The organism is Bradyrhizobium barranii subsp. barranii, assembly GCF_017565645.3.
In the GTDB taxonomy this organism is placed as follows: domain Bacteria; phylum Pseudomonadota; class Alphaproteobacteria; order Rhizobiales; family Xanthobacteraceae; genus Bradyrhizobium; species Bradyrhizobium barranii.
Map to the genome: position 1 here is coordinate 3,618,614 of NZ_CP086136.1, position 25,647 is coordinate 3,644,260.

General features: G+C 65.5%; 23 protein-coding genes and 1 pseudogene. 6 read left to right on the forward strand and 18 right to left on the reverse strand.

Annotation, left to right across the window (positions count from 1 at the left end; all coding sequences use genetic code 11):
* Positions 1-10: 10 nt before the first annotated feature.
* Both J4G43_RS17240 and J4G43_RS17245 read right to left on the reverse strand, forming a co-directional pair.
* Positions 11-1,114: a DUF2336 domain-containing protein gene (locus J4G43_RS17240; protein WP_063984608.1), complete on the reverse strand. Its 1,104-nt coding sequence runs from the start codon at positions 1,112-1,114 to the stop codon at positions 11-13.
* A gap of 64 nt (positions 1,115-1,178) precedes the next feature.
* Positions 1,179-2,336, reverse strand: a complete 1,158-nt coding sequence (locus J4G43_RS17245; RefSeq protein WP_208085729.1) for a GGDEF domain-containing protein — start codon at positions 2,334-2,336, stop codon at positions 1,179-1,181.
* 431 nt (positions 2,337-2,767) lie between these two features.
* On the opposite strand from J4G43_RS17245, the pseudogene J4G43_RS17250 reads away from it, so the two are divergent.
* The 4 genes and pseudogenes from J4G43_RS17250 to J4G43_RS17265 all read left to right on the forward strand — a co-directional run bounded on the left by J4G43_RS17250 (position 2,768) and on the right by J4G43_RS17265 (position 6,978).
* Positions 2,768-3,336 (forward strand): annotated as a pseudogene (locus tag J4G43_RS17250) (sigma-70 family RNA polymerase sigma factor).
* Positions 3,333-4,022, forward strand: coding sequence for a hypothetical protein (locus J4G43_RS17255; protein ID WP_208085730.1), 690 nt, complete (start codon positions 3,333-3,335; stop codon positions 4,020-4,022). Before J4G43_RS17250 ends, J4G43_RS17255 begins: the two are co-directional and overlap by 4 nt.
* Positions 4,023-4,037: 15 nt before the next feature.
* Entirely contained in the window at positions 4,038-5,744 is a 1,707-nt protein-coding gene (locus J4G43_RS17260) for a S8 family serine peptidase (protein WP_063984605.1), read from the forward strand.
* 511 nt (positions 5,745-6,255) lie between these two features.
* Positions 6,256-6,978 (forward strand): TIGR03809 family protein, encoded by a 723-nt coding sequence (locus tag J4G43_RS17265; RefSeq protein ID WP_225005721.1) that lies wholly within the window; start codon positions 6,256-6,258, stop codon positions 6,976-6,978.
* 28 nt (positions 6,979-7,006) lie between these two features.
* On the opposite strand, the gene J4G43_RS17270 is transcribed toward J4G43_RS17265, so the two are convergent.
* The 16 genes from J4G43_RS17270 to J4G43_RS17345 form a co-directional block, all read right to left on the reverse strand.
* Positions 7,007-8,377, reverse strand: coding sequence for a TIGR03808 family TAT-translocated repetitive protein (locus J4G43_RS17270; RefSeq protein WP_208085732.1), 1,371 nt, complete (start codon positions 8,375-8,377; stop codon positions 7,007-7,009).
* Positions 8,378-8,611: 234 nt separating this feature from the next.
* Positions 8,612-9,268, reverse strand: a complete 657-nt coding sequence (locus J4G43_RS17275; protein WP_208085733.1) for a pyroglutamyl-peptidase I — start codon at positions 9,266-9,268, stop codon at positions 8,612-8,614.
* A complete protein-coding gene (gene meaB, locus J4G43_RS17280) occupies positions 9,265-10,254 on the reverse strand; it encodes a methylmalonyl Co-A mutase-associated GTPase MeaB (RefSeq protein WP_208085734.1) in 990 nt (329 codons plus the stop codon). The genes J4G43_RS17275 and meaB overlap by 4 nt, the downstream gene beginning before the upstream one ends.
* A 51-nt stretch (positions 10,255-10,305) precedes the next feature.
* Positions 10,306-11,817 carry a tripartite tricarboxylate transporter permease gene (locus J4G43_RS17285; protein WP_208085735.1) on the reverse strand — a complete coding sequence of 504 codons (1,512 nt, stop codon included), beginning with the start codon at positions 11,815-11,817 and terminating at the stop codon, positions 10,306-10,308.
* A 4-nt stretch (positions 11,818-11,821) separates the two neighbouring features.
* A complete protein-coding gene (locus J4G43_RS17290) occupies positions 11,822-12,316 on the reverse strand; it encodes a tripartite tricarboxylate transporter TctB family protein (RefSeq protein ID WP_208085736.1) in 495 nt (164 codons plus the stop codon).
* Positions 12,317-12,435: 119 nt separating this feature from the next.
* Positions 12,436-13,428, reverse strand: a complete 993-nt coding sequence (locus tag J4G43_RS17295; protein WP_028146998.1) for a tripartite tricarboxylate transporter substrate binding protein — start codon at positions 13,426-13,428, stop codon at positions 12,436-12,438.
* A 131-nt stretch (positions 13,429-13,559) separates the two neighbouring features.
* Positions 13,560-14,333: an RsiV family protein gene (locus J4G43_RS17300; protein WP_208089341.1), complete on the reverse strand. Its 774-nt coding sequence runs from the start codon at positions 14,331-14,333 to the stop codon at positions 13,560-13,562.
* A gap of 31 nt (positions 14,334-14,364) precedes the next feature.
* Positions 14,365-14,661, reverse strand: coding sequence for a nucleotidyltransferase family protein (locus tag J4G43_RS17305; RefSeq protein WP_208085737.1), 297 nt, complete (start codon positions 14,659-14,661; stop codon positions 14,365-14,367).
* 37 nt (positions 14,662-14,698) lie between these two features.
* Positions 14,699-16,855: a methylmalonyl-CoA mutase gene (gene scpA, locus J4G43_RS17310; protein WP_208085738.1), complete on the reverse strand. Its 2,157-nt coding sequence runs from the start codon at positions 16,853-16,855 to the stop codon at positions 14,699-14,701.
* A gap of 24 nt (positions 16,856-16,879) precedes the next feature.
* Positions 16,880-17,344, reverse strand: coding sequence for a GFA family protein (locus J4G43_RS17315; RefSeq protein WP_063984598.1), 465 nt, complete (start codon positions 17,342-17,344; stop codon positions 16,880-16,882).
* On the reverse strand, positions 17,341-19,212 hold the full coding sequence (locus J4G43_RS17320; RefSeq protein WP_208085739.1) for a methylmalonyl-CoA mutase family protein: 1,872 nt from the start codon (positions 19,210-19,212) through the stop codon (positions 17,341-17,343). Before J4G43_RS17320 ends, J4G43_RS17315 begins: the two co-directional genes overlap by 4 nt.
* An 81-nt stretch (positions 19,213-19,293) precedes the next feature.
* Positions 19,294-19,785, reverse strand: coding sequence for a 2-amino-4-hydroxy-6-hydroxymethyldihydropteridine diphosphokinase (folK, locus tag J4G43_RS17325; protein ID WP_208085740.1), 492 nt, complete (start codon positions 19,783-19,785; stop codon positions 19,294-19,296).
* 1 nt (position 19,786) lies between these two features.
* Positions 19,787-20,155: a dihydroneopterin aldolase gene (gene folB / locus J4G43_RS17330; protein WP_008553485.1), complete on the reverse strand. Its 369-nt coding sequence runs from the start codon at positions 20,153-20,155 to the stop codon at positions 19,787-19,789.
* Complete coding sequence (gene folP / locus J4G43_RS17335) at positions 20,152-21,012, reverse strand: dihydropteroate synthase (protein ID WP_208085741.1); 861 nt, start codon at positions 21,010-21,012, stop codon at positions 20,152-20,154. Before folP ends, folB begins: the two co-directional genes overlap by 4 nt.
* 229 nt (positions 21,013-21,241) lie before the next feature.
* Complete coding sequence (locus J4G43_RS17340) at positions 21,242-21,649, reverse strand: DUF4332 domain-containing protein (RefSeq protein ID WP_071915663.1); 408 nt, start codon at positions 21,647-21,649, stop codon at positions 21,242-21,244.
* Between the two features lie 24 nt (positions 21,650-21,673).
* Entirely contained in the window at positions 21,674-22,039 is a 366-nt protein-coding gene (locus J4G43_RS17345) for a hypothetical protein (protein WP_063984593.1), read from the reverse strand.
* A gap of 348 nt (positions 22,040-22,387) precedes the next feature.
* Here J4G43_RS17345 and J4G43_RS17350 point away from each other — a divergent pair, with 348 nt between their 5' ends.
* Positions 22,388-24,013, forward strand: coding sequence for a helicase HerA-like domain-containing protein (locus J4G43_RS17350; RefSeq protein ID WP_208085742.1), 1,626 nt, complete (start codon positions 22,388-22,390; stop codon positions 24,011-24,013).
* Positions 24,014-24,351: 338 nt separating this feature from the next.
* Entirely contained in the window at positions 24,352-25,635 is a 1,284-nt protein-coding gene (locus J4G43_RS17355; protein WP_208085743.1) for a glycosyltransferase family 87 protein, read from the forward strand.
* Positions 25,636-25,647 lie beyond the last annotated feature (12 nt).

Consider the following 25,647-nt stretch of genomic DNA (forward strand, 5'->3'; position numbering starts at 1 on the left):
GGTGGCGGCCTCACGCCACCGGCGTCGTGCCCTGCTGCATGCGGTGGAAGCGCAGCACCTGCTGCGCGGTCGATGAGCGCAGGGCCTCGTAGGCATCGCGCAGCGTCAGCATGTCGGTCTTCGAGCCGCCCGAGAGCTTTTCGCGCATGGCGATGATCGCGCGGACGCTTGACCATTGCATGCCTGCGACCTTGGCGAGGACCATCACGCCCTCGTTGCGGCTCTCGATCATCATGTTCTCGGCGGTCTCGACCGCGACGCCCGCGAGCGCCGCGAGCCCCGCATTGGTCTCGTCGAACTTGCCCTGCTCGGCGAAGCTGGTGACCTGGAACTCGTTGAGACGACCATCCTCGTGCAGCGATCTCACCAGCGCGCGCGCCATTTCGGTCTGCCTGGTCATGGCGGCGGCGCGGACCCGCTGGGTCGCTTCCTGGACCACGCTGGACACTTCGTCCGCGAGCTCCGGATGCGCGGTCTCGAGCTTCCTGCGCACGCTCAGGGACGCCTTGGCGATCAGCTTCAGGTAGTGATGGCGCGGCAGGTCGGGCCGCAGGCCGATGCAGGTGGCGAGGTCATCGTCGCGTTCGGCGCGCGTGACGAGGTCGGTGAAACTTCCCTCGGAGAGCTGCGCGCCCGGATTGCTGACGGTCGATTGCACGACGTCTTCGTTGCCGCGCGCCACCAGCACGTCGGTCAGTGCTTCCGACAGCACCCGCCGCAGCGAGATCGCCTTGAGATGCGCCTGGCTCCTGGTGCGCGCGATCTCGATCAGGGTCGCCTCGTCCAGCCGTTCCGATTTCGAGAGCACGGGTCCGGAGACCTCGATCACCTCGTCGAGCGCGAGGGTGCGGATGATCTTGGGCGGCGCAGCCGCGATCGGCGCGAGACGGTTGGCGAGCAGCGTTCTCGCCGAGGCCTCGATCTGCTCGATCAGGCACTGGAACACGTCGTCGAACACCCTGATGTGCTCGTCGGAATAATCCACCGCATTGTTAATGAAGAGATCAGTGACGCGGCGCAGGGCCTCGACCCGGCGCGCGACGGTGCCGTGCGAGAGCGCGGTCTGCAATTCCTCAAGCAGGTTCTCGGATGGTTTTTCGGATTTCGATCTCATGGCCCTGTCCTGGAACGTTCGGTCCGGCTGCGGCTTCTGTGCAGCCAGGAAAAAAATGGATTAGTCAGCTCGTTGCAATACGGTTGCGCCCTTGCGCCTTGGCGGAATAAAGCGCGCTGTCGGCGCGTGCGAGAAACGTGTCGGCAGTATCGTTGTCGCGCAGCGTCACGACGCCCGCGGAAATCGTCACCCGCATGCCGGGGGAAAATGCGCTCCAGTCGAGATCGGCGACGATGCCGCGCAGCCGCTCGAGCATGCGCCCCGCCGCGCCGCCGTCGGTGCCCGGCAGCAGCAGCAGAAATTCCTCGCCGCCATAGCGGCCGAAAAAGTCGGCCGGGCGGATATTTGCAAAAATGGTGATGGCGAAGGTGCGCAGCACCTCGTCGCCGACGGGGTGGCCGTGGGCGTCGTTGATGCGCTTGAACCAGTCGAGGTCGATCAGCGCGATGGCGCAAGGTGCGGACGCCTGCTGCGACTTTTCGACCTCTGCATCGAGCAGCCGCATGATGCAGCGGCGGTTGTAGGAGCCGGTGAGCTCGTCGAGCTCGGCGAGCTCCTCGATGCGCTGATAGGCGGCCTTCAGCTCGATGCTGCGCCGGTACAGGACCTTTCGCAGTGTGGCGCCGAACAGGCCGAGGAAGGCGCACTGGCCGATCACCAGGACGAAGCACAGCATCGAGGCGGCCCGCTGGAGCTTCGTGGCGACTGGCATGCCGATCGGCAGGTCGGAGGCGAGGAAGACGGCCGCGAGGCAGGTCGTCGCGATCGCCCAGGTGAACATCGCCTGCGCCGAGGTCATGCGCAGCGTGCCGAAGGCGAAGATCAGGAACAGCACGCTGATGAAGGCGATGCCGAGGGTCGGCACCGACACCAGGAAGATGAACTGCAGCGCCATGTGCGCCGAGATCTGGAAGACGGTGAGATAATGGTCGCTGTGTCTGTCGCCGACGCCGGCTTCCGACATCACGACGAAGATGCCGATGATCATCAGGCCGCCGACCCAGAACAGCGACGGAACGTTCATCGGGACGACGCCGTCATGGGCATAGATCAGCAGCACGAAGGCGCCGAGCGAGTAGCTTGCGACCTGGCCGACATACATCTGCCGGCGTTGCCGGACCCGGCGTGGTCGTACCTCGGGCGCAGCCGCGTCGGGCATGAGAACGAGATCCGCGACCTCAGCGGCATTCCTCTCCGATAAGGTCGTCGCGGCCGTGCTCATTGTCCCGCCAAGGGTGAATGTCGCCCAAAAATCTACGCGGCAAGCCTTTAGGTTTGGTATCCTTCGAAATCGAATCCAAACGGTGCAGCGCGCAACAGGGTGACAGCGGCCGGCGGGGAAATTTGCCGGCGATTAGGCAGTTGGCGACGGGGTCGAGCCAAAGCAGGGCTTGGTGAGACATACGTCGTGCAGGGCTGCTATGGTTCCATCATGTCGGGCCGTCCGCGCCGGACGGCATTGCGCAGGGAATGCTTCATTACTATGTTACCGTTATCGAGCGAGCCGGCCAACCGCCGCGGGTGGCAAAAGGAAAATGCGCGTATGTGGGGTAGATCACACAGACCCCCGTGTGACTGCGGTAGGCTGAAGAATTTCGTCCCGCCCGTCGAACCGTCCGCCGCGCCGACCCGACCAACTTTGCGAGACGGGCATTGAGCGTGACACAGGCGGCTTCGGACGAGGTCCTCATCGCCAGGATCGCTCAAGGTGACCGGCTCGCCATGCAGGTGCTGTACGGGCGGCACCATGTCAGGGTCTACAGGTTCGGGCTAAGGCTCGTGCGGGACGAGCAGGCGGCGGAAGACCTCATCAGCGAGGTGTTTCTCGACGTCTGGCGTCAAGCCGGCAAGTTCGAGGGTCGATCCGCCGTTTCCACCTGGCTGCTGGCATCACCCGATTCAAGGCCCTGTCTGCGCTCCGGCGCAGGAAGGACGTTGGGTTGGACGACGAAGCTGCCAACGCGATCGAGGATTCGTCTGACGATCCGGAAATCGCGGTGCAGAAAAAGGATACCAGTGAAGCGTTGCGGGAGTGTCTGACGGGCCTCTCGCCGGACCACCGGGAAATCGTCGATCTCGTCTACTACCACGAGAAATCCGTGGAAGAAGTGGCCGAAATCGTCGGTATTCCGGAGAACACTGTGAAGACGCGCTTGTTCTATGCGCGCAAGAAACTGGCCGAACTGCTGAAGGCAGCCGGCGTTGAGCGAGGCTGGCCATGATGGCATTGAGCAAAAAGATGCTGGAGCAAGAGCCCAGTGAAATTGAACTGCTACTGCCCTGGCACGCCGCCGGTACGCTGAACGCGCGTGACGCTCGCCGCGTCGAGGAAGCGCTGGCGCGTGATCCGGCGCTTGCAAAGCAATATGCCGCGATCCGCGGCGAGTACGAAGAGACCATCCATCTGAACGAGAGCTTAGGGGCTCCGTCGGCGCGGGCGATGCAGAAGCTGTTCGCCGCGATCGATGCCGAGCCGGCGCGGCCGGTCGGTTCGCTGCCGCTCTCGGCGCGCATCGCGACCTTCTCCTCGAGCCTGTCGCCGCGTACGCTGGCCTGGTCGGCGAGCCTGGGTGCCATCGCGCTGCTGCTCCAGGCCGGCATCATCGGCGCCGTGCTGATGAAGACCCAGCCCGCGACCTTCGAGACCGCTTCGCTGTCGGTCGGCGCGCCGATCACGCGTGAGCTTGGAGCTCCACCTGCGCGCGCGCTGGTGCGCTTCACGCCCGAGGCGCGCGTCGCCGACATCACCGCGCTGCTCGACAGCTACCAGGCTTCGATCATCGGCGATGCCAAGGGCGGCATGTTCCGTCTCCAGTTCGATAAGGCGATGGGCCGGGACGAGCTCGCCTCGCTGCTCGGCAGGATGTCGCGCGAGAAGTTCGTCAACCTCGCCGTTGCGGCGCCGTAAGGCGCCGCTGCACCGATGACGCGCAAGTCCGAGAGTAAGTCGCGAGCCGGGGCCTACGCTTCATCGGTCGGAGCTGCACTCCTGCTCGCCGGTCTCGGCGTCGAGGTTGCGCAGGCGCAGGCGATCATGCGCACGCCGACGATCAGCGTCCCCACGCGCACCCCGACCATCTCTCCCAGCATCGCCGCGCGCGTCAGCCCCGGTGTCGGTGCGCGGGCTGTCGGCGTCGGCCCCGGCCCGCGTTCTATCCCTGCTATCCCGCGTACCACCACCACGGCGCGGATGAGACCGGTGCTGCCCTATGCGCGCTATTCGCCGAACCTGTACCCCGCCTGCACCGCCCCCTATCGCGACGCCGACGGCGAATGCCTGGCGCAGCCGGGCGCAGGCGGCGATGGCACGGGCAAATCGGGCAAGAAGAGCGCCGGCAAGGGGCGGGGCAACAGCACGCCGGCCGCCGTCGACTTGCGCACCTTCGCCAACGAATTCGTGGCCGAGATCGACGGCGCGCTGTCGGCGACCGAAGCCGACGAGCTTGCGCGTCGCCACGGCCTGACGCGTGTCTCATCCGAGAATTTCCCGCTGATCGGGGCGACGTTCGGCCTGTTCCGCATCACGGACGGCCGGCCTTCCGAGACGGTGCGGCGTGAGTTCGCCGCCGACGGCAGCGTGCGCTCGGTCCAGCCGAACTTCCGCTACGTGCTCCAGGATCAGAAATCGTCGGTGCCGACCGAGGGCGATCCCGCGCAATACGCGCTGGCCAGGCTTCGCCTGCCGCAAGCGCATACGCTGGCGCACGGCGCCAACGTGACGGTTGCCGTGATCGACTCCGGCATCGACGCCCAACATCCCGAGCTCGCCCATTCCATCGCCGACAACTTTGATGCGCTCGGCAGCGCCGAGGGCCCGCATGTCCATGGCACCGGCATTGCCGGTGCCATCGTGGCGCATGCCAAGCTGATGGGCAGCGCGCCCGAAGCGCGCATCATCGCCATCCGCGCCTTTGGCGGCTCGACGGGTGGAGCCCAGAGCTCGTCCTACATCGTCCTGCGCTCGCTGAATTACGCCGCCGAGCACGGCGCGCAGATCGTCAATATGAGCTTTGCCGGTCCGAAGGACGCCGTGATCGAGCGCGCCATCGCGGCGGCCGCCGCCCGCGGGCTGGTGCTGATCGCGGCCGCCGGCAATGCCGGCGCGAAATCGCCGCCGCTCTATCCGGCCGCCAATCCCAACGTGATCGCGGTCAGCGCGACCGACCAGCAGGACAAGCTGTTCTCGGCGTCCAACCGCGGCAATTACATCGCGCTGGCGGCGCCTGGCGTCGACATCTTCCTTCCTGCGCCGGACGGCAAGTACCAGATGACCTCGGGGACCTCGTTCTCGGCCGCCTATGTCTCGGGCGTCGCCGCGCTGCTGCTCGAGCGCAATTACACGCTCAAGCCGGAGGCGCTGCGCATGACGCTGGCGAAGACAGCGCGCGACCTCGGTTCACCCGGCCGTGATGATCTCTTCGGCGACGGTGAGGCCGACGCGTTTGCCGCGGTGATGGCCGTTCCCGTCGACAACGCGACGCCTGTTGCGGCTGCGTCGGGTACAACAAAACGTGAAGATGCCGAGAAGCGTCGCGACGAGCCTGGCGTCCGCGCGATCGAACAACCCTCGCTGTCGAGCGCAGGCGATAAATCCACGATTTCTCAGGCGGATAGGCCGGCGACGCGATAGCGGCTGCGACAACTTTGCGCGCGGTGCGAGGGCCAAGAAATCGAACGCCGCATTGAACGTTCAGCCGGCTGCCACGACCAAATTATGTGGGAGCGGTCATCCCTCCCCATAAGTCATATCAGGCGCGAGCGCCCATCCACCCCAAGCGCCCATATGGCTCGACCCGTCCGGTTGTCCCCCCGGACGGGTCTTTTCTTTTCAGGCGTCTGATTTCTTGAACCGCTCGGCGCGATCAGCTTCCGGTTGAACGAACGTGGCGGCGCCCCTTGTCGGCGTCCGCGAGTCGCCCCGCAGGCCGGTTATGCTTGTGCGAAGCTTGACTCGAAAACACAGCAATTGTCCGCACGACTACGGTGATTGACGACGACCGGCGTGTCGTTGCTGGACAAGTCGAAACTTTTCCACAAAATATTCATGTCGCGTCTAAATTGATTCGTGTGCGTTGCGTCGCGTCCGTATTTTTCTCCCAACGGGCTGGTTTATGACACATCGCCAAGAGGCTGTTCGCGACGTGGCGCGTGGCCGCGACATTGCGGCACGCTGGTGCGCTCTCGCCGAGCAGCGGCTGGAACATCTCTCCGAAATGTTCGAGACCGGACGCTGGCGCCGCTATCACTCCGAGATCGCATTCCTCGAAAACATCCAGGAAGCCAAGCGCGCCGTCCAGACCTGGCGCGCGCTCGCGACCGGTGCTGACGTGGCCGCGGCGGCCGCGAGTGTCTCGCCCGTATTCGGCTGGTCGCCGGCGACCATGCCCCGCGTGTTTCCGCGCGACCAACAGGCGCAGACCGTGCAGCCGAAGGCCGTCTACATCGCGGCGAAGACCGCCGTCCCGGTCAAGCTCGTGCCCAAGCCGGAGGTCCTTGCCGAAATCACCGAAGCCCCGCTCGCGCCGCGAGCAACGCCTGCTGCGGTGGCATTGTTCACTGCGCCTGCCGCGGTCGCTCCGCTCAAGGCTCCCGCTGCGCGGGCGCCGCTCACCGCACCCCCTGTGAGGTCGCCGGTCGCCGCGCCTGCCGCAATGGCGGCGTTCACCACGCCTGCCGTGAAGGCGGCGTTCGCCGCACCTGCCGTGAAGGCGCCCCCCGCCACGCCTGCTGCAATGGCAACGCTTCTGCCGCAGTTCGCCCCGCCCGCCGCCGAAATCGTCGCCGCACCCGAGCGCGTCGTCGAATTCACCTTCAGCCTTGACGGCCTGCAAGCGAAGTACCCGCTGCTGAGGAACGCGTTCTAGCGTTTGGGCGCCGGGATGAGGGCGGCAGCTACCGCCGCACCGCATTGCCGCCGACCATCAGCTGCGCGAAGCGCTGTGCGCCGTCGGCCGACAGATCCGACGTCACTGCACGGGCGTGATCGAGCCCAACCACGGCGCCGCGCGGGGTTTCCGAGATCATGTTGTTGTTGACGAGCGCGGTGCCTGCGCCGGACACCACCGAGACGCCGACGCCGGCCAGCGCCTTGCGGATCACATTGCCCGTGATCGCGACGTCGCGCAGATATTTGCCCCAGCCGGCGACGATGCCATAGGACGGCGCGTTCTCGATCACATTGCCGGTCACAGAGCTGTCAGCCTCGATGTAGATGCCGACACCGGCATCGTCGTCCGGGGCGGTGCCGATCGGCCGCTTCGGGATCAGATTGCGGATGATGTTGCCCTGGACCACCGCGATGCGGCCGCCTTCGTTGAAATTGCAGACGGAGACGCCGACGGCGGCACCACCGACCGTGTTGTTGGCGATAATCGCGGCCTCGAACGAAAACTCCGAATAGAGCGCGACCTCGCGCACGTCGCTGACGCTGTTGCCTGATATGTGGATGTTCGAGGCCGAATTGCCGCGCACCGCCGAGTAGTCGCAGTTCCTGATGCGATTGCCGCGCACGATCACGTTGCCGGCGCGAAACGCGTTGATGGCGTTGCCGTACTGGCCCGAGCCGCCGGGGCCCGCCTTGATGTCCTCGATGCGGTTGTCAGTGACCAGCGTGCCGTCGTCGCCGATTGCGGTGCGCAGGATCTCGATGCCGTTGTCGTTGGTGCCGATGATGGTGTTGCGCGAGACGCTGAGGCCTCTCGCGTCGAACGAAACCACTGCCGTCACCGCGATGTTGGTGAAGATGTTGCCCGAGATGTCGCCGGACACCTGCTCGAGCCAGATGCCGCTGCCGCCGGAGCCGGTGATCTCGCAATCGGTGATGCGGACGTCACGCCCGCCGAGGACGTGGATCAGTCCGCGCCGCGTCGGAAGCGGAATGCCGCCGCCGTCGAAGGTGATGCCGGTGAGGCCGATCGAGTCCGAGCCGTCGCTCTGGATCGCGGAAGCGCCGCCGGTGAAGACGAGCTTGGTCGCGCCGCGCACGCCGATCAGCTGGGCGCCATTCGGCAACCGCAGCAATCCGCTGCGATAGATGCCGGGTGGCAGTGCCAGCGGCGCCTGTGCCCGCGCAGCTTCGTCGATGGCGCGCTGGAGCACGCGGGTCTGGTCCTCGCTGCTGCCGGGCCGCACGCCGTATTGCGTGGCATCGCGGCCGAGCAGGGATGTCAGCGGCGCTGCGCGCGCGGCGTCGGCCGGCATGGCGAGGGCGCCCGCGATGCCTGCGGTCGAAGCTCCGATGAGATGACGGCGATTGAGGTCCATGACGCATCCTTCGGCGGACGCGGGAGGTCCGCGACCGACTAGGTAGCGCAGGGTGGCTGGGGCGGTGAGGATTGTTCGCGGTAGGGTTAAATGTTTACCCAGAGCAAAGTGCCGTAGGGTGGGCTAGCCTTGCGGCTGCGCAAAGCGCAGTCCGCTAGGCGTAACCCACCATGTCTCCGCGAGCACGGAACGGGTTGACGCAGAAGAGGTGGATTACGCTTACGCTAATCCACCCTACGAAGCCGGCATGTTCCGCGCTTTCCGCGCCAGCCCCACCAGCTCCATCAGCATCGCTTCCCCCGCGTCCACCAGCTCCTCCAGCGTAATCCGGGCTGCGCCCTTGCGCCGCACCGCGCCGCTGCGGGCGAGCAGGGGAATGTGGATGAACGCCGCAAGCTGCGGTCCGCCCGCCCTCACATTCTCGATCGCGCGCCAGCTGAGATAATTGCAGAGATAGGCGCCGGCATCGCGCGAGGCGCGCGCGTCGATGCCGGTGAGGCGCGCGGCGCGCAGCAGTCTTGCCGTGTGCGGACCGAACGTCATCGCGTCCGCATGGCCGGCGATGCCGCGCTTGCTGGAACGGGTGTTGGCGGCATCGGGCCAGAGCATGGTGACGGCATTGCGTGCGCGGGTCTCGATGCGGAGGTAAGGCGTACGCGAGGCGAGGCCGAACATCAGCAGCGCGTCGGGCTGTTCTTTCGCGAGCACATCAGGCAATTGCCGGTCGACCGCGGCATAGGTGACCGGGAAGATGTGGCTCGCGAGCGCGACATCGTCGAGCGCCGGACGGCGCAATTGCGCCAGCCGCGCCACCAGCGGCTGGGTCGGGTTATAGGGCGCGCCGGGAAACGGTCCGAAGCCGGTGAGGAGAATGCGGAGCTTTTCGCTCATTGCAGCAACTCCAGAATCTGCTCGGCGGCGAGTGCCGGCGTGAGATGGCCTTCGGCCACCTCAGCCTCGATTTTCCTGACCTTGGTTCGCACCGACGCCTCGCTGCGCAGCCGCGCCAGCATGCGCTGCTCCAGCATCGACCACATCCACTTCACCTGCTGCTCGCGCCGCCGTGCAGCGAAGTCGCCGGACGCGTTCATCGCCTTGCGGTGATCCAGAACCTTCTGCCAGAGTTTTGCGATCCCGTCGCCGGTCAGCGCCGAATAGGTCTCGACCGGCGGGTGCCAATGCTCGGACCGCGGCGCCAAAATATGCAGCGCGCCGCGATAGTCGGCGGCAGTGATGTTGGCGCGCTTGAGGTTGTCGCCGTCGGCCTTGTTGATCGCGATCATGTCGGCGAGCTCGACCAGGCCCTTCTTGATGCCTTGCAGCTCGTCGCCGCCGCCCGGCAGCATCAGCGCGAGGAAGAAGTCGGTCATGTCACAAACTGCGGTCTCGGACTGGCCGATGCCGACGGTCTCGACCAGCACTACGTCGAAGCCGGCGGCCTCGCACAACAGCATGGCCTCACGCGTCTTGGCGGCGACGCCGCCGAGCGTGCCTGACGATGGCGAGGGACGGATGAAGGCGTCATTGGAGGCCGACAGCCGCGCCATCCGCGTCTTGTCGCCAAGGATCGATCCGCCGCTGCGCGCCGAGGACGGATCGACCGCGAGCACCGCGACCTTGTTTCCCTGCTCGATGAGATACGTCCCGAGCACATCGATGGTGGTGGACTTGCCGACGCCGGGCGAGCCGGTGATGCCGACCCGAACCGCCTTGCCGGTGTCGGGCAGCAACTTCTGCACCAGTTCGCGCGCCAGCGCCTGATGGTCGCTGCGCCGGCTTTCCACCAGCGTGATGGCGCGGGCGAGGGCTGCGCGACTGCCGGAGCGCAAGTCGCGGGCGAGGGTTTTGATGTCCAGCGAGGCCTTCTTCTCAGTCATGCCCTGCTTTACAACGCTCCGGCGGGGCAGGCGAGGGCCGCTTGCCCGATATCACCGAGTCGTTGCCGCTGCCGTCTGCACCGGCTTCACCTTGCGCCAGATCCACACCAGCACCGGCCAGAGCAGCGCGCCGATCGCCATGGCGGCGAGGATCGCCGCGACGGGTCGCTCGAAGAACGGCAGGATACTGCCGTCGGACTTGATCAGCGAGGTCACGAAGGCCTGCTCGACCATGGTGCCCATGACGATGCCGAGCACCATCGCGGCCACCGGATAGCCGTTCGCCTCCATGACATAGCCGATGATGCCGAAGGCGGCGACGGTGACGACGCCGAACATGTTGTTGCCGATCGCGAACGAGCCGACCGCGCAGCACAGCATGATGATCGGCATGATGGCGGAGCGCGGCGCCAGCAGGATGTAGGCGGCGATCCGGATCATGGCGATGCCGAGCGGGATCATCAAAATGTTCGCGATGATGAACATCAGGTAGATCGCGTACATGCTCGACGCCTTCTCGGTGAACAGCGTCGGGCCGGGATTGAGGCCCTTCATGTAGAGCACGCCGATCGCGATCGCGGCGATGGTGTCACCGGGAATGCCGAACAGCAGCGAGGGCACCCAGCCCGAGGCGATGCTGGCGTTGTTGCTGGCGCCGGCCTCGACCAGGCCCTCGACGTGGCCGGTGCCGAATTTCTCCGGCTCCTTGGAGAAGCGTTTCGACATCGCATAGGAGACCCAGGCGGCCATGTCGGCGCCCGCGCCGGGCAGCACGCCGATGATGATGCCGATGATGTTTCCGCGCGTCATCTGCCAGTGATATTTCTTGGTCAGCTTCCACTGGCCGGCCATGATGCTTCCGAATTTTCGCCGCGGCAGCGGCGGCGGCTCGGGCGTCAGCATCGCGCGCATCACCTGCGCCACCGCGAACACGCCGACCAGCGCCGGGATCGGCTCGATGCCACCGAACAAATCGGTGATGCCGAAGGTGAAGCGCGGCACGCCGCCGGGATTCTCGATGCCGATGCAGGACACCAGCAGGCCGAGGAACATGCCCGCGATCGCCTTCACCGGCGAGGAGCGCGCGACCAACGTGGCGCACATCAGGCCGAGCAGCGCCAGCCAGAAATATTCGAAGGTCGAGAATGACAGCGCGATCTCGGCGAGCGGCGGCGCCAAGATCATAAGCGACAGCACGCCGGCGATGCCGCCGACGGCGGAGAACCAGACGCCGGCCCCCAGCGCCAGCTCGGCCTGGCCCTTGCGCGTCATGGCGTAGGCCTCGTCGGCATAGGCGGCCGAGGCGGGGGTGCCGGGAATGCGCAGCAGTGCGCCGGGGATGTCGCCCGAGAAGATCGCCATCGAGGAGGCCGCGACGATGGTCGCGATTGCCGCGATCGGCGAGAGGTAGAAGGTGACGGGGACGAGCAGGGCGGTCGCCATCGTCGCGGACAGGCCCGGCAGCGAGCCGATCACGAGGCCGTACACGGAGGCTGCGAACATCGCGATGATGACCTCCCAGGTGGAGATCAGGGCGAATGCTTCAATCAGGGTCTTGAGCATGGGATCACCAGGGCGTCGGCAGCAGGCCGGCGGGGAGCGGCACGCGCAGCAGCTTGCCGAAGATGAGGTGGATGGCGAACGGCGACAGCGCCGCGAGCGGCAGCGCCAGCTTCCACTTCGCCCCGAGCGCGGTCGAGGTGACGTAGACCATGATCGCCGCGGTGATGATGAAGCCGAGCCGGTCGGCGGCGGCGACGTAGAACAGCAGCAGCGCCGGCGGCAGCAGGGCGCGCAGGCCGTAGAGCTTCCCCTGCGGCGGCGGCGCAGCCGCCACCTGGCCGTACTCGAGCGGGACCAGCTCTTCCTCCTCCTCGAAGGAATGGCCTATGCCGAACACAATCGCGAGCCCGCACAGCGCGAGCCCGATGCCGATCACGAGCGGAAATACGTTGGGGCCGACCGGCTGCCCCGGCACCGGCGGCAGGATCCAGCCGCCATAGGCAGCCGCCGCGCCGAGCACGACGAGAAACGATCCCGTGACGGAGTCGGGAAGACGCATGTGAGAGGTCCTGTCAGAGGTACACTCCCTCTCCCCGGCTGCGGGGAGAGGGTTGGGGTGAGGGGGGCTCTCCTCTCCCCGCAAGCGGGGAGAGGCGATCAGAGCATCGCAGGTGCGGATCACGCCTTGCTCAGGCCGGCGGCCTTCATCGCCTCGCCCATCTGGGCGTCGCCCTTGTCCATGAAGCTTGCGAACTGACCGGCATCGCCCCACACCGTGCCGAAGCCGCGGTTGCTCATGAAGTCCTTGAACTCGGCGGAGTCGTAGACCTTCTTCAGCGCCGCGGTGAGCTTCGTTGCGATCTCAGGCGGCAGGTTCTTCGGCGCGCCGATGCCGCGCCAGGCGCCGGTCGCGTAGTCGATGCCCATCGCCTCCTTCAGCGTCGGCACGTCCTTGAAGATCGGGTTGCGCGCCGGGGCCATGATGGCAAGGCTCCTTGCCTTGCCCGCCTCGATGATGGCGCGCGCCTCCGGCACCGAGCACGTCGTGAGGTCGAGGCCGCCGGCGGCAAGATCCTGCATCGCGGGCGCAGCGCCATTCGACGGCACCCAGGCGACCTGGTTGGCAGGCAGGCCCATCGCCTGCATCCAGCCGACCAGCGCGAGATGCCAGATGCCGCCCTGGCCGGTGCCCGACGCCTTGAACTTGCCGGGAGGCGCCGCCTTGATGGCTTCGGCGAGCTCCTTGACGGTCTTGTAGGGCGAGGAGGAGGAGACCTGGATGCCGGGCGGGTCCTCGTTCATCAGCGCCAGCGGCGTGTAGCTCTTCGGCGTCAGCTCGGTGAGACCCTGCCAGTGCATCATCGAGATTTCGACGGTGAGCATGCCGATCGTGTAGCCGTCCGGCTGCGCGGTCGCGATCGCGCTATGGCCGACCACGCCTGAACCGCCGGTGCGGTTGACGACGTTGAAGGGCTGGCCGAGATCCTTTTCCAGCAGGGCTGCGACAATGCGCGCAGTCGCGTCGGTGCCGCCACCGGCGCCCCAGGGCACGATCACGGTGACCGGCCGCGCCGGATACGCCTGTGCGCGTGCGGGTGTGAGACCGAATGCGGCGGATGCGGCAATCGCGGCGGAAGAGGCCGCAAAAGTGCGGCGCGAAATCTTGGACATCAATGCCTCCCAGCGGCGCCCGTGACACCGGGCGCTCTTGTCAATGAAGGCATTCTAGTCGGCTTTGCGGCGCCGCTGCAAGGTAGCGCTACCACAGCGCTGTGAGCAATGTGTCGCTGCTCAAAACATCATCACTGCGGCTCCTCGGCGTCGCCCTTCGGCCGCGCGCCGCCGAAGATGCGCATGCCTTCCGCCGTGAGATAGGTCTTCAGCGTTTCCCACGGCACGAAGGCGACATATTCGCCCTCGGCGTAGGGGCCGACCGCGTAAGGCGGATAGTGGAAGGTGAGCCCGGAACTCTTGCCCGCTTCGGTTGACGGCGCGAGCGTCACCGCGCCGATCTTGAGCAGGCTCGGCTCGACGCTCTTGAACCACTCGTCGGTCGCGGTCTCGCTGGTGTCGCGCTTCTTCTTCTCGGCTCTCAGCGAAGCGATCACGGCCTTCACCATCGCCTTCATGGTCGCCCCGTTGTCGGCGGTCTCGGTGAAGAACGGGCGGATCGAGATGCGCTTGTGCTCGCTCTTGTCCCACAGGATCGTGTTCACGTCCGAGTTGGGATGCGCGCCATGAGTGTCCATGTAATCGTTGCGCAGGACGCTGACATAGCGATCGCCGACAACGGAGCGGATCGCATATTTGCGTTCGAAATCCCAGCCGCCGTCCTTGAAGAACTGCGGATCTTCCTTGCGCGCGGCGGCGGCCTCGGCCGCGTTCTTGTCTAGCCACTTCCTGCCCTCAGTGAGGCAATCCGCAGCGAGCGCCGCATCCGCCTTGATCCTGTCGTCGAGGAAGACGCGGGCGTCGATGCTCTTGGTCTTGACGACGGCGTCGGGCTTGGGGTCCGCCGCGAGGGCGGAGATCACGCACGTTGCGCTAAGCGCCATGGCGACGCTCAAACCGATCATGAACTTCAAGGGGAGTGCTCCTACGTGAGCGTCAGAATATTTCGTGGATGTCGTCTGCGATCTGCTGCGCAGAGTGGGGGGAGGCGGAGCGCCGGACAGTCGCCTGCGCCTGCAGGCCGGTTGCGTCCTCGATGATCTGCTCGACGTCGATCAGGTTGAGCAGCGAGAAAGAGGCCTCCGGTTCGACCTCGACCAGGACATCGATGTCGCTGTGCGGGTGATAATCGTCGCCGTCCCGCGTGCCGAGGATGGCGAGCTTCGAGACGCCCTTGGCTTTGATGGCATCAGCGTTCCTGCGTATCGCAGCGATGACCTCATCACGTGTCATGGAGACAATCCGGCCGGTGATGCGGCCAGCGTACCATCTACTCCGCCGCCTCGCTATGCCCGAGCCGGGCATTCAGCTTGCGGATCAGCTCCTCGGCGGCTTCCGCGATCACCGTGCCCGGCGGGAAGATGGCTTCGGCGCCGGCCGCATAGAGCGCGTCGTAATCCTGCGGCGGCACCACGCCGCCGATGATGATCATGATGTCGTCGCGGCCCTGTTTCTTCAGCGCGGCCTTGAGTTCAGGCACTGCGGTGAGATGGGCGGCGGCGAGCGAGGAGACGCCGAGGATGTGCACGTCGTTCTCGACCGCCTGCCGCGCAGCTTCATCGGCAGTTGCAAACAGCGGCCCGATGTCGACGTCGAAGCCGATGTCGGCGAAGGCCGAGGCAATCACCTTCTGGCCGCGGTCGTGGCCGTCCTGGCCGATCTTGGCGACCAGGATGCGCGGCCGGCGGCCTTCCGCCTCCTCGAAGGCGTCGATCAGCGCCTGAACCTTCTCGACCTGGTTACCCATGCTGGACGCCTCCCGCTTGTAGACGCCGGTGATGGACTTGATCTCGGCGCGGTGCCGGCCGAACACCTTTTCCATCGCGTCCGAGATTTCGCCGACGGTCGCCTTCGCCCGTGCCGCGTCGATCGCGAGTGCGAGCAGATTGCCGTTGCCTTCGCCGGCCGAGCGCGTCAGCGCGGCAAGCGCCGCGTCGACGTCGGTCTGGTTGCGCTCGGATTTGAGCCGCGTCAGCTTGTCGATCTGGAGGCGGCGGACATTGGTGTTGTCGACCTTGAGGATGTCGATGGGAGCCTCATCCGTCGGCTTGTACTTGTTGACGCCGATCACCGCCTGCTTGCCGGCATCGATCCGGGCCTGCGTCTTGGCCGAGGCCTCCTCGATGCGCAGCTTGGGCACGCCGGCCTCGATGGCCTTGGCCATGCCGCCAAGCTCCTCGACCTCCTGGATGTGGCCCCAGGCCTTCGCCGCGAGATCGCGCGTCAGCCGCTCGACATAATACGAGCCGCCCCAGGGATCGATGATGCGGGTGGTGCCGCTCTCCTGCTGCAGGAACAGCTGCGTGTTGCGGGCGATGCGCGCCGAGAAGTCGGTCGGCAGCGCCAAGGCCTCGTCGAGCGCGTTGGTGTGCAGCGACTGGGTGTGGCCCTGGGTGGCCGCCATCGCCTCCACCGTCGTGCGCATCACATTGTTGAACACGTCCTGTGCGGTCAGGGACCAGCCCGAGGTCTGGCAATGCGTGCGCAGCGACAGCGAACGCGGGTCCTTCGGATTGAACGGCTTCAGCAGCTTCGCCCAGAGCAGGCGCGCGGCGCGCATCTTGGCGACTTCCATGAAGAAGTTCATGCCGATCGCCCAGAAAAACGACAGGCGCGGCGCAAAGCGGTCGACATCCAGGCCGGCGGCAAGTCCTGCACGCAGATATTCGACGCCGTCGGCCAGCGTATAGGCGAGCTCGAGATCCTGCGTCGCGCCGGCCTCCTGCATGTGATAGCCGGAGATCGAGATCGAATTGTACTTTGGCATCTTCGAGGAGGTGTAGGCGAAGATGTCCGAGATGATCCGCATCGAGGGCGCGGGCGGGTAGATGTAGGTGTTGCGCACCATGAACTCTTTCAGAATGTCGTTCTGAATCGTCCCTGAGAGCTTTTCTGGCGCCACGCCCTGTTCGCCTGCGGCCGCGACATAGAGCGCGAGGATCGGCAGCACCGCGCCGTTCATGGTCATGGACACGCTCATCTGGTCGAGCGGAATGCCTGCAAACAGCGTGCGCATGTCGTAGATGGAATCGATGGCAACGCCGGCCATGCCGACGTCGCCGCCGACGCGCGGATGGTCGCTGTCGTAGCCGCGATGGGTGGCGAGGTCGAAAGCGACCGAGAGGCCCTTCTGTCCTGCCGCGAGGTTGCGGCGATAGAACGCGTTGGAATCCTCCGCCGTGGAGAAGCCGGCATATTGCCTGACGGTCCAGGGCTGGTTGACATACATTGTCGGATAGGGGCCGCGCAGGTAGGGCGCAATGCCCGGATAGGTATCGAGGAAATCGAGCCCGGCAAGATCGGCCTCGCCGTAAGCGGGCTTCACCAGAATGCCCTCGGGCGTCAGCCACGGCTCGGCATTGCCGGTCGGCGCGGCGGTAGCGATGCGCTCGAAGGCGACGTCGGCGAAATCAGGAATGCGGCTCATGGTTTCAACCATATCATTAGGCGCTCAATCATGATCCGGATGTTGATGGCTGACGATGGTCGCCATCTTCTCCGGCCCGTAATTCTGTTGCGTGGTCTGGCTCGGCAAATTGGAGATTCCGACCACCCAGCCGAGGCGGGATTCAGTTCCGTATTGGCGCGTCGGCACCAGCTGGTCGGGCCGGTCGAAGGCGCCGGTCATGATTTCGATCCGGTCGCCGTCGATGCGGCCAAAGCTCAGCGGCGTGCCGCAGGCGGCGCAATAGCCGCGATCGGCGATCGAGGAGGAGCGGAAGAACGCCGGCTGCCCCTTGCTCCAGGCGAAGTCCGTCCGGTTGATGTCGGCGAAGGACGCGAACGGCGCGCCGCTCGCCTTCTGGCACATCCGGCAATGGCAGATCGAAACCCTGTTGGGGGTTGCCGAAATCGCAAAGCGCACCGCGCCGCATTGGCAACCGCCGGTGAAAACTGGTTTGCCCGCCTCGCTCATGCCTGCTCCATCCGTCGGTAGGCGTCTTGCAGTGTCGCAAGCGCATCGCCTCCGGCGAAGACAAAACCCGTGACGCCGGCCGCACGGAGCGCCGCCTCGGCATCGGTCGGACGGCCTGCCAGATAGATATGTCGCGCGCCCGCCGTTTGCAGGGCCTTCGCCGCGGCGTCGGCGTGTTCCGGATAGACCTTGTCGCTGGAACAAAGACAGGCAAGCTCGGCGCCGGAGGCCTTGAATGCGGCGGCCAATTTGGCCGGATCGGCAAAGCCCTCGCTGTCGACAGCCTGGATGCCGCCGGCCTCGAACAAGCTCTTGGCAAAGGTCGCCCGCGCCGTGAAATCGGCGGGGGTGCCGAGATTGGCCAGAAACACCCTTGGCCGCGCGCCGCGCGCCTTCAGCGCCGCATCGGATTTGTCGCGCAGCGCCTCGAACGGTTCCGCAAGCCGGATCGGTGGCAACGCATCGAACTTGTATTTCTGTTCGCCATAGGGTGCGAGCGCGACCGGCGTCGCCTTCAGCACCGCCGTTTCGCTCTCATGCAGGTTGGGAAACTCGCTGGCGCCTGTCAGCACGTCGCGGCGTTTAGCGATATTGGCGTCGCGCGCTTTTCGCGCGGCTGCGACCTTGCTCTGGAACAGGCCTTGCTGAAGCGCGGCGAAGGCGCCGCCGGCTTTCTCGCTCACCTGGAACAGCGCCCAGGCGGCCTCGCAAAGCTGCGCGGTCAGCGTCTCGATGCCGCCTGCGCCAGCGGCGGGATCGCTGACCTTAGCGAGGTTGCTTTCCTCCAGCAGCAGGGCTTGCGTATTGCGCGCCACGCGCCGCGCGAACGTATCAGGCAGCCCGAGCGCCAGCGTATGCGGCAGCACGGTGATTGCATTGGCGCCGGCGAGCCCGGCCGCGAATGTCGCGATGGTCGCGCGCAGCATGTTCACGTAAGGGTCACGCTGGGTCAGCATGCGCCAGGCGGTATCGGCGGCAATGAACAGCGGCTTCGGCGTCAGCCCGCACGCCGTCTCGATGCGCGCCCACAGCAGCCGCAGCGCGCGGAATTTTGCCATGGTCAAAAACTGGTCTGCATCCGCAGAGAGCCGCGCATAGATCATGTCCTGCGCCTGCTCCAGCGGAACGCCGGCGCCTTCGATCGCGCGCAGATAGGCTACGCCGCAGGCGAGTACGAACGCGAGCTCCTGCACCTCGGAGCCGCCGGCATCGTGGATCAAGCGCCCGTCGGCGGACGCGAACGGTCCCTTGAAGCCGAGCGCTGCGAGCCCCTTGATTGCGCCGGTGACGGCCGGAACGATCTCGTCCCATGTGTAGGGGCTGTGACCCCACACCGCGCCAGCCGCGAGCGGATCGAGCCCGAAGCGGATGTTGCAGGCGGCGGGATCGAGGCCGTTGCTCTTCACATATTCCGCGACGTGGATCGCCGCCATCCGCGATTGCGGACCGATCTGGAGCTCGATGCCGATGCCGGCATCGAGATGAATATCCTTGAAGACCTTGGCGACCGCATCGGCCGAAGGTTCCAGCCCGAACCCGTGAGCGCCACTGCCGCCGGCGAACACCAGCGCGAGCCCCGTCGCGCCATTTTCGAGATCGGTCAGCGCCTGCGCATTCGCGAGCGCCGCATCGGGATGGTCGATCCGCTGCATGATCTGCCACGGCGCAGCGGCAGGCCGTCCCACCACGGGCGCAACGCCCCTGGCGCGGGGATAGAGCGGGTCGATCTTGAGGCCGTCATAAGTCTTGCCGACCAGCTTCTCGAACGGCGCGCCCTTCAGCACGCCGTCGACCAGCTTGCGCCAGTCGTCGACGGTCGCCTTGGGAAAATCGGCCGCGAGCGGCAGGTCGTCAGTCACGGAGGTCATACGGCCAAGGGCTCCCAAAAATCTTGTTGTTCGCAGGCGAAATTGCCACGGCCGGCCGTCGCTGCAAACGGTTGTTTTTGGTTAACCGGTATCCGGAAGCCGCTCAATGCCTTGCGTCGAGACGCTGGCAAGTCCGTCACGCACACGTATGCCCGAGATCACGCGGTCGGGCGCGATTTCAGCCAGCGGCACCAGCACGAAGGCGCGCTCGAACAGGCGCGGATGCGGCAAGGTCAGGTCGGGCTTCTGCAAGCTGACATCGTCATAGGCGATCATGTCGAGATCGAGCGTGCGCGGGCCCCATTGCCGCTCCTTGTTCCGTGTGCGGCCGAATTTCTGCTCGACCTTCTGCATCACGAACAGGAGCGCATGCGGATCGAGGCTGGTCTCGATCTCGACGCAGGCATTGATGAAGGGGTCCTGGTCCTCGTCGCCCCAGGGCGGCGTCGCGTAGTCCGAGGAGCGTGCGATCATTGCGGCTTGCGCCATGCCGCAGATATGGGCGATCGCCTTGCGGAATGTCGTGCGAACGTCGCCGACATTGCCACCGAGTGCGATCAGCACGCTCGCCATATCAAGGATGCCGCGAACGCGTCAGCATGATGCCGACGTCGTCGAAGATCGCGGCGATCGGCGCATGCGGCTTGTGCACGGTGATCTTCACGGCGCGGATGCGCGGGAAGTGTGACAGGATGGCATCGGCGACCGCGCCGGCCGCCCGCTCCAGCAGCTTGTAGTTGGTGTTCTTGAACGCCGCCGTCGTGGTCGCCACGACTTCGGCGTAGGACACCGTATCGGCGAGCCGGTCGCTACGCGACGGCTCCGACAAATCGGTATAGAGCTCGAGGTCGATGACAAAGCGCTGGCCGACTTCGGTCTCGTGATCCATCACGCCGTGGCGGGCGTGGATCGACAGGCCGGTGACGAAGATCGTATCGGTCATTGCTTGCTCTCGATTGCGTTCGCGACCCGCAGGGCCTGCAAGGTCTCGGCGACGTCATGGGTCCGGATGATCTTGGCGCCGCGCTGTGCGGCGATCAGATGCGCGGCGATCGAGCCGGCGAGCCGTTCTTTCGGCTCCGAGGGCGATACCGAGGCGATGAAGCGCTTGCGCGAAGCGCCGACCAGGACCGGCAGGCCGAACATGTCGAATTCGCGCAGCCGCGCCAGCGCGGTCATGCTCTGCTCGGCCGTCTTGCCGAAGCCGATGCCGGGATCGAGCACGATTTTTTCGCGCGCAATGCCGGCCTTGGCGGCGATATCGAGCGAGCGCAGGAAGAACGCCTTCATGTCTGCGACGATGTCGATGGCGGAATCGACGGTTTCGCGGTTGTGCATGACGATGACGGGGACGCCGCGCGCGGCGATGAGCTGTGCCATGCCGGTGTCGCGCTGCAGGCCCCAGACGTCGTTGGCGATCGCAGCGCCCTGGTCGAGCGCAAAGGCCACGACTTCAGCCTTCATGCTGTCGATCGACACGGGCACGCCCAGCGCCACCACGCCTGACAACACCGGCTTCAGCCGCGCCAGCTCGTCCGCCGCCGTCACCGGCCGGGCGCCTGTGTAGGGCCGGGTGGACTCGGCACCGATGTCGATGATGTCGACGCCGGCCTCGATCATCGCCCGCGCCCGCGCAAGCGCCAGCTCGGGCGCGATAAACTCGCCGCCGTCGGAGAAGGAATCCGGGGTGACGTTGAGCACGCCCATCACTGCCGGAATCGGCCGCTCCAGCAGCGTCCGCAGCACGTCGGGCCCGGCCGAGCCGGCCGGCGGGACGGATGGGGAGGGCGAGGCATTCATGCGGCCCGCTTTAGCGGTCGGGGAGGGGGGATTCAAGGTGGGAGGTGGCGAATGTCGATGTGTTCGCGGAGCATCGATCGCCTCCACTGTCATTGCCCGCGAAAGCGGGCAATCCAGTATTCCGAGGCCGTGCGGTGATACGGAGGAGCCGCAGCGTACTGGATACCCCGCCTTCGCGGGGTATGACACCGAGAGCTAACGCGGCAGGTCGTATGCCGAGGGAGATGCCCTAATACGTAATCTTCGGCGGCAGCTTCTTCGCCTTGGCGATGATGTCGCCGACCGATTTTTCCGAGGGCAGGATGCGGACGAGCTTCTTCTTCACGTTGGCTTCCCGCATGCTCTGGGCGAGCCGTGCCGGATTCCGATAAGCGAGCTCGCGCACGGTGGTGACGCCGGCGGCGCGGACGAGGCCGACCTTGGCCCGGCCCATCCCGGGAATGCGCATGTAGTCGGAGACGTTGGCCCATTCCAGCAACTGCTGCTCGCTGATGCCGGTCTTGGCGGCGAGCGCCTTGCGACCCTTCACGGTCGAGGCCGCCTCGAGCAGCGCGTCGGTCGTGCGGATTCCTTGCGCCTTCAATTTGTTGGCGGCAAAGGCTGGCAGGCCCTCAATCTCGGAGATCGGATATGTCATGATGCTCGATATGAAAAGCGTCGCTCAGGCGAACTGGCTGAGGCCCGGCGTCCCCGCGATGATCTTGCCCATCTGATCCGCTCCGATTTTGTCTCGGCCGTAGCGGAAAAGTTCACGGGCAACGTTCTGAATCTCGGACATGCCAAGTCCCAGGCCCATCAGGCGCGTGCCGACGGCCATCAGGCCGCCGCCCATCAGCCGCGACAGTCCGCCGCCGCTCCTGGACGCTTCTATCGCCGCTTCTGCACCGGGAATCTGATCGATCAGCGCTTCGACGTTCTCGGAAGGACCTTCGCTGCGGAGGAAGCCCAGGATAATGCCGACGGTCTTTTCAGCCACAGCACCATCTATGCTGGCGTTCGACGCCAGCCGCCCGATCAGCTCGTCCATAAGGCCCGCCCCTCAGCCGGTTTGCATGCCCGAGTATTGCTTCCGAAATGATCTTGATCCGGAGCGATGTGAAATACAAGCGATGAACGTACGCAAGGTTCCGATTCACTCTCGAAGGCGCGAAAAGTGTTGCAACGATGCAAGAGCGGAGATGGATTCAGCGAAAAATTGCCGCGGTGCGAACGCGTCATTCCTACTTTCGGCTGATGTCGGCGGTATGTTTCCGACAATGTCGCATGCTCGGGGCGCGTTGAACGGTTTTAATCCGCACGCGACATGCGTTAAACTACGGAGCAGGTGCATTCGAGTTTCAATAGGCGAAACACGGCAGAGAGATCAGAGAGAAGCATGACCGCACAGGACAGCAAGCTCGGCGACACCGACGACAAGATCTTCGTCGGCAAGGGAGACGAGCAGGCATGGCTGACGCTGGCGCTTGCCAATCGCCACGGCCTCGTCACGGGTGCAACCGGGACCGGTAAGACGGTATCGCTGCAAGTCATGGCGGAAGGATTTGCGCGCGCCGGCGTTCCGGTCTTCGCATCCGACATCAAGGGCGACCTCTCCGGCATCTCCGAGGTCGGCGAGGCCAAGGATTTCATTGTCAAGCGTGCCACCGAGATGGGGCTGACGTTCCAGCCCGACCAGTTCTCGACGGTGTTCTGGGACGTGTTCGGCGAACAGGGCCATCCGGTGCGGGCGACCGTCACGGAGATGGGGCCGCTTCTGCTCGCGCGCATGCTCGACCTGAACGACGTGCAGGAAGGCGTGCTCAATGTCGCCTTCCGCGTCGCCGACGACAACGGGCTGACCCTCATCGACATGAAGGATCTGCGCGCGCTGCTCGATGCAATCGTGCCGGATGCCGGCAAGAAGGGGGCGGACGCCGAGGAAAGCCCGCTTGCCGACCTCAAGAAGGAGGCCCAGGGTTTTGGCAACGTCACCAAGGCCACCGTCGGCACCATCCAGCGCCAGCTTCTGGTGCTGGAAAACCAGGGCGGCACCAAATTCTTCGGCGAGCCGGCGCTGACGCTGAAGGACTTCATGAAGACCGACCGCGACGGCCGTGGCATGGTCAACATCCTTGTCGCCGACAAGCTGCTGCAGAGTCCACGGCTTTACGCGACATTCCTGCTGTGGATGCTGTCAGAATTGTTCGAGGAGTTGCCCGAGGCCGGCGATCTGCCGAAGCCGAAGCTGGTGTTCTTCTTCGACGAGGCCCATCTGTTGTTCAACGACGCGCCGAAGGCGTTGATGGACAAGATCGAGCAGGTGGTGCGTTTGATCCGGTCCAAGGGCGTCGGCGTCTATTTCGTGACGCAAAACCCCGTCGACGTGCCCGACCGCGTGCTCGGGCAATTGGGCAACCGTGTCCAGCATGCGCTGCGTGCCTTCACCCCGCGCGACCAGAAGGCGGTCGCCGCCGCGGCCCAGACCTTCCGGCCCAACCCGAAGCTCGACACCGCCAAGGTGATCATGGAGCTCGGCAAGGGCGAGGCGCTGGTGTCCTTCCTCGAAGGCAACGGCACGCCGACGATGGTCGAGCGTGTCATGATCCGGCCGCCATCGGCCCGCATCGGATCGATCACGCCGGAAGAGCGCAAGGCGATCATGGATGCGAGCCCGGTGAAGGGCAAATACGACACCGCTGTCGATGCCGAATCGGCCTATGAGATGATCCAGAAGCGGATTGCCGGCACGGCTGCGACTGCCGATGCCGGTGCGGCCGATGGCGGTGGCGGCGGCATCCTCGGCCAGATCGGCTCGATGGTCGGCACCATCTTCGGCACCAATGTCAAACGCGGCCGTCTGTCGACGGGCCAGGTCATTGCGCGCGACATGACGCGATCGGTCACCAACCAGGTGATCGGGGGGATGGCGGCAAATCTCGGCAAATCGGTCGCCGGCCAGCTCGGTGGCTCGATCGGCCGCACCCTGGTGCGAGGCGCGCTCGGCGGGTTGCTGCGAAGGTAGGCAGAGAAGCCGGATTTGAGGCACTAAAGCCTCCACTGCGTCATGGCCGGGCCTTGTCCCGGCCACCACGCCTTAGTTGCAGCTCGAAGAACGTGGATGCCCGTGCCTTCGCCTCGCCGAAGCGGCTTCGGCCGCGCAGGCGGGACAAGCCCGGGCATGACGAAATCTCGCGAGTATTTGGATGCGATTGCCCCGCACGCCGGGCGAGGCCGAACACCATAAATTCAGGTGAGGGGGGTTCTCCAAGCGTCCGTCGGTCTGCTACGTGCTATTTGTTGCCGACGGGACATAATGTGACATCACCGAATCTATCAGACAAACTTGGCCCGCACAGAGCCTTGTCGCTACGTGCGCCGCTCGATCTGCTCTTCCTGATCTGCTGCGTCCTCCTGACCGCCGACGTGCTCGTTCCCGAGATATTCGGCCACGGCAAGACCAAGGATTATGGGCTGTGGTACTGGGCCGGACAGCAGGTCCTCCACGGCGGGTCGCTCTATCCCGACGAGATCGGCGCGTATTTCGAATTCATCTATCCACCGCTGCCGGCGATCCTGCTGGCGATCCCGAGTTGGTTCGGCAAGATCCCGCTCTATGTCGTGCTGTCGATCCTGAACGTGGCGGCATGGTGGTACACGGGCATATTCTCCAATGCCATGACGGGATCGGGCCGCAGGCCCGGCCCGTGGCTCGAAGCGCTGCCGGCCATGGTCACCGTGACCTTCGTGTTCGACATGTTCGACCTCGGCCAGCCGAACCTCGTGCTGCTGGCGATGATGCTGTGGGGCTTCTGGTCGTTGCAGCGTCAGCGGTCCTGGCTCGCGGGCTTCCTGTTCGCGCTCGCTACCGCCATCAAGGTGTTTCCGATCGCGGTGCTGCCCTATCTGATCTGGCGCAGGAAGTGGGCGGCCACCGTCGCGACGGTCGCTTTCACCGGCATCCTTCTCTATGTCGTGCCTGCACCGATCCGCGGCTTCGAGCGCAACGCGGCCGAGCTCAAGACCTGGTACCAGGGCATGGTCGGCACGAGCTCGGAAAAGGGCTTTGGCCAGCGCGACGAGCAGAACTGGTCGTGGGTCAACCAGTCGCTGATTGCCGTCACGCATCGCCTGGTCCGCCCGATCAACTACAATCAGGAAGATCCCAACAAGCCGCCGCGCACGATGAATGTCATCGATGTCGACTACAAGACGGCGAACTTGATCGTGCTGGCGTTGTCGGCGTTGCTCGGGCTCGGCTTCCTCGCGGTGATGCCGTCGCAAGCGCGGCGAACGGCGCGCTCGGATGCGGAGGAGCTCGGCATCCTGTTCTGCCTGATGACGGTGGCATCGCCGCTGGCGCGGCAATACTACTTCATGTGGCTGTTCTTCCCGATGACGGTGCTAATGCATCGTGCCGCCTTCGACGCGCGACCGAACGTGCGGTTGGGAACCTGGCTCGCGCTGGGCGCCGCCGGCATCCTCATGCTGCTGTCGCTGCCGTGGTTTTCCAACGTCATCCAGGCCTGGGGCAATAACCTTGTCGCGACCGCCATTCTTGCAGGTAGCCTCGCATGGCACATCCGGCATCCGCCGGTTGCGGCTGGCTCCGAGGCGGCGGCGGCGCTAAAACCCGGTACCTCTTGAAACTCACAAGTC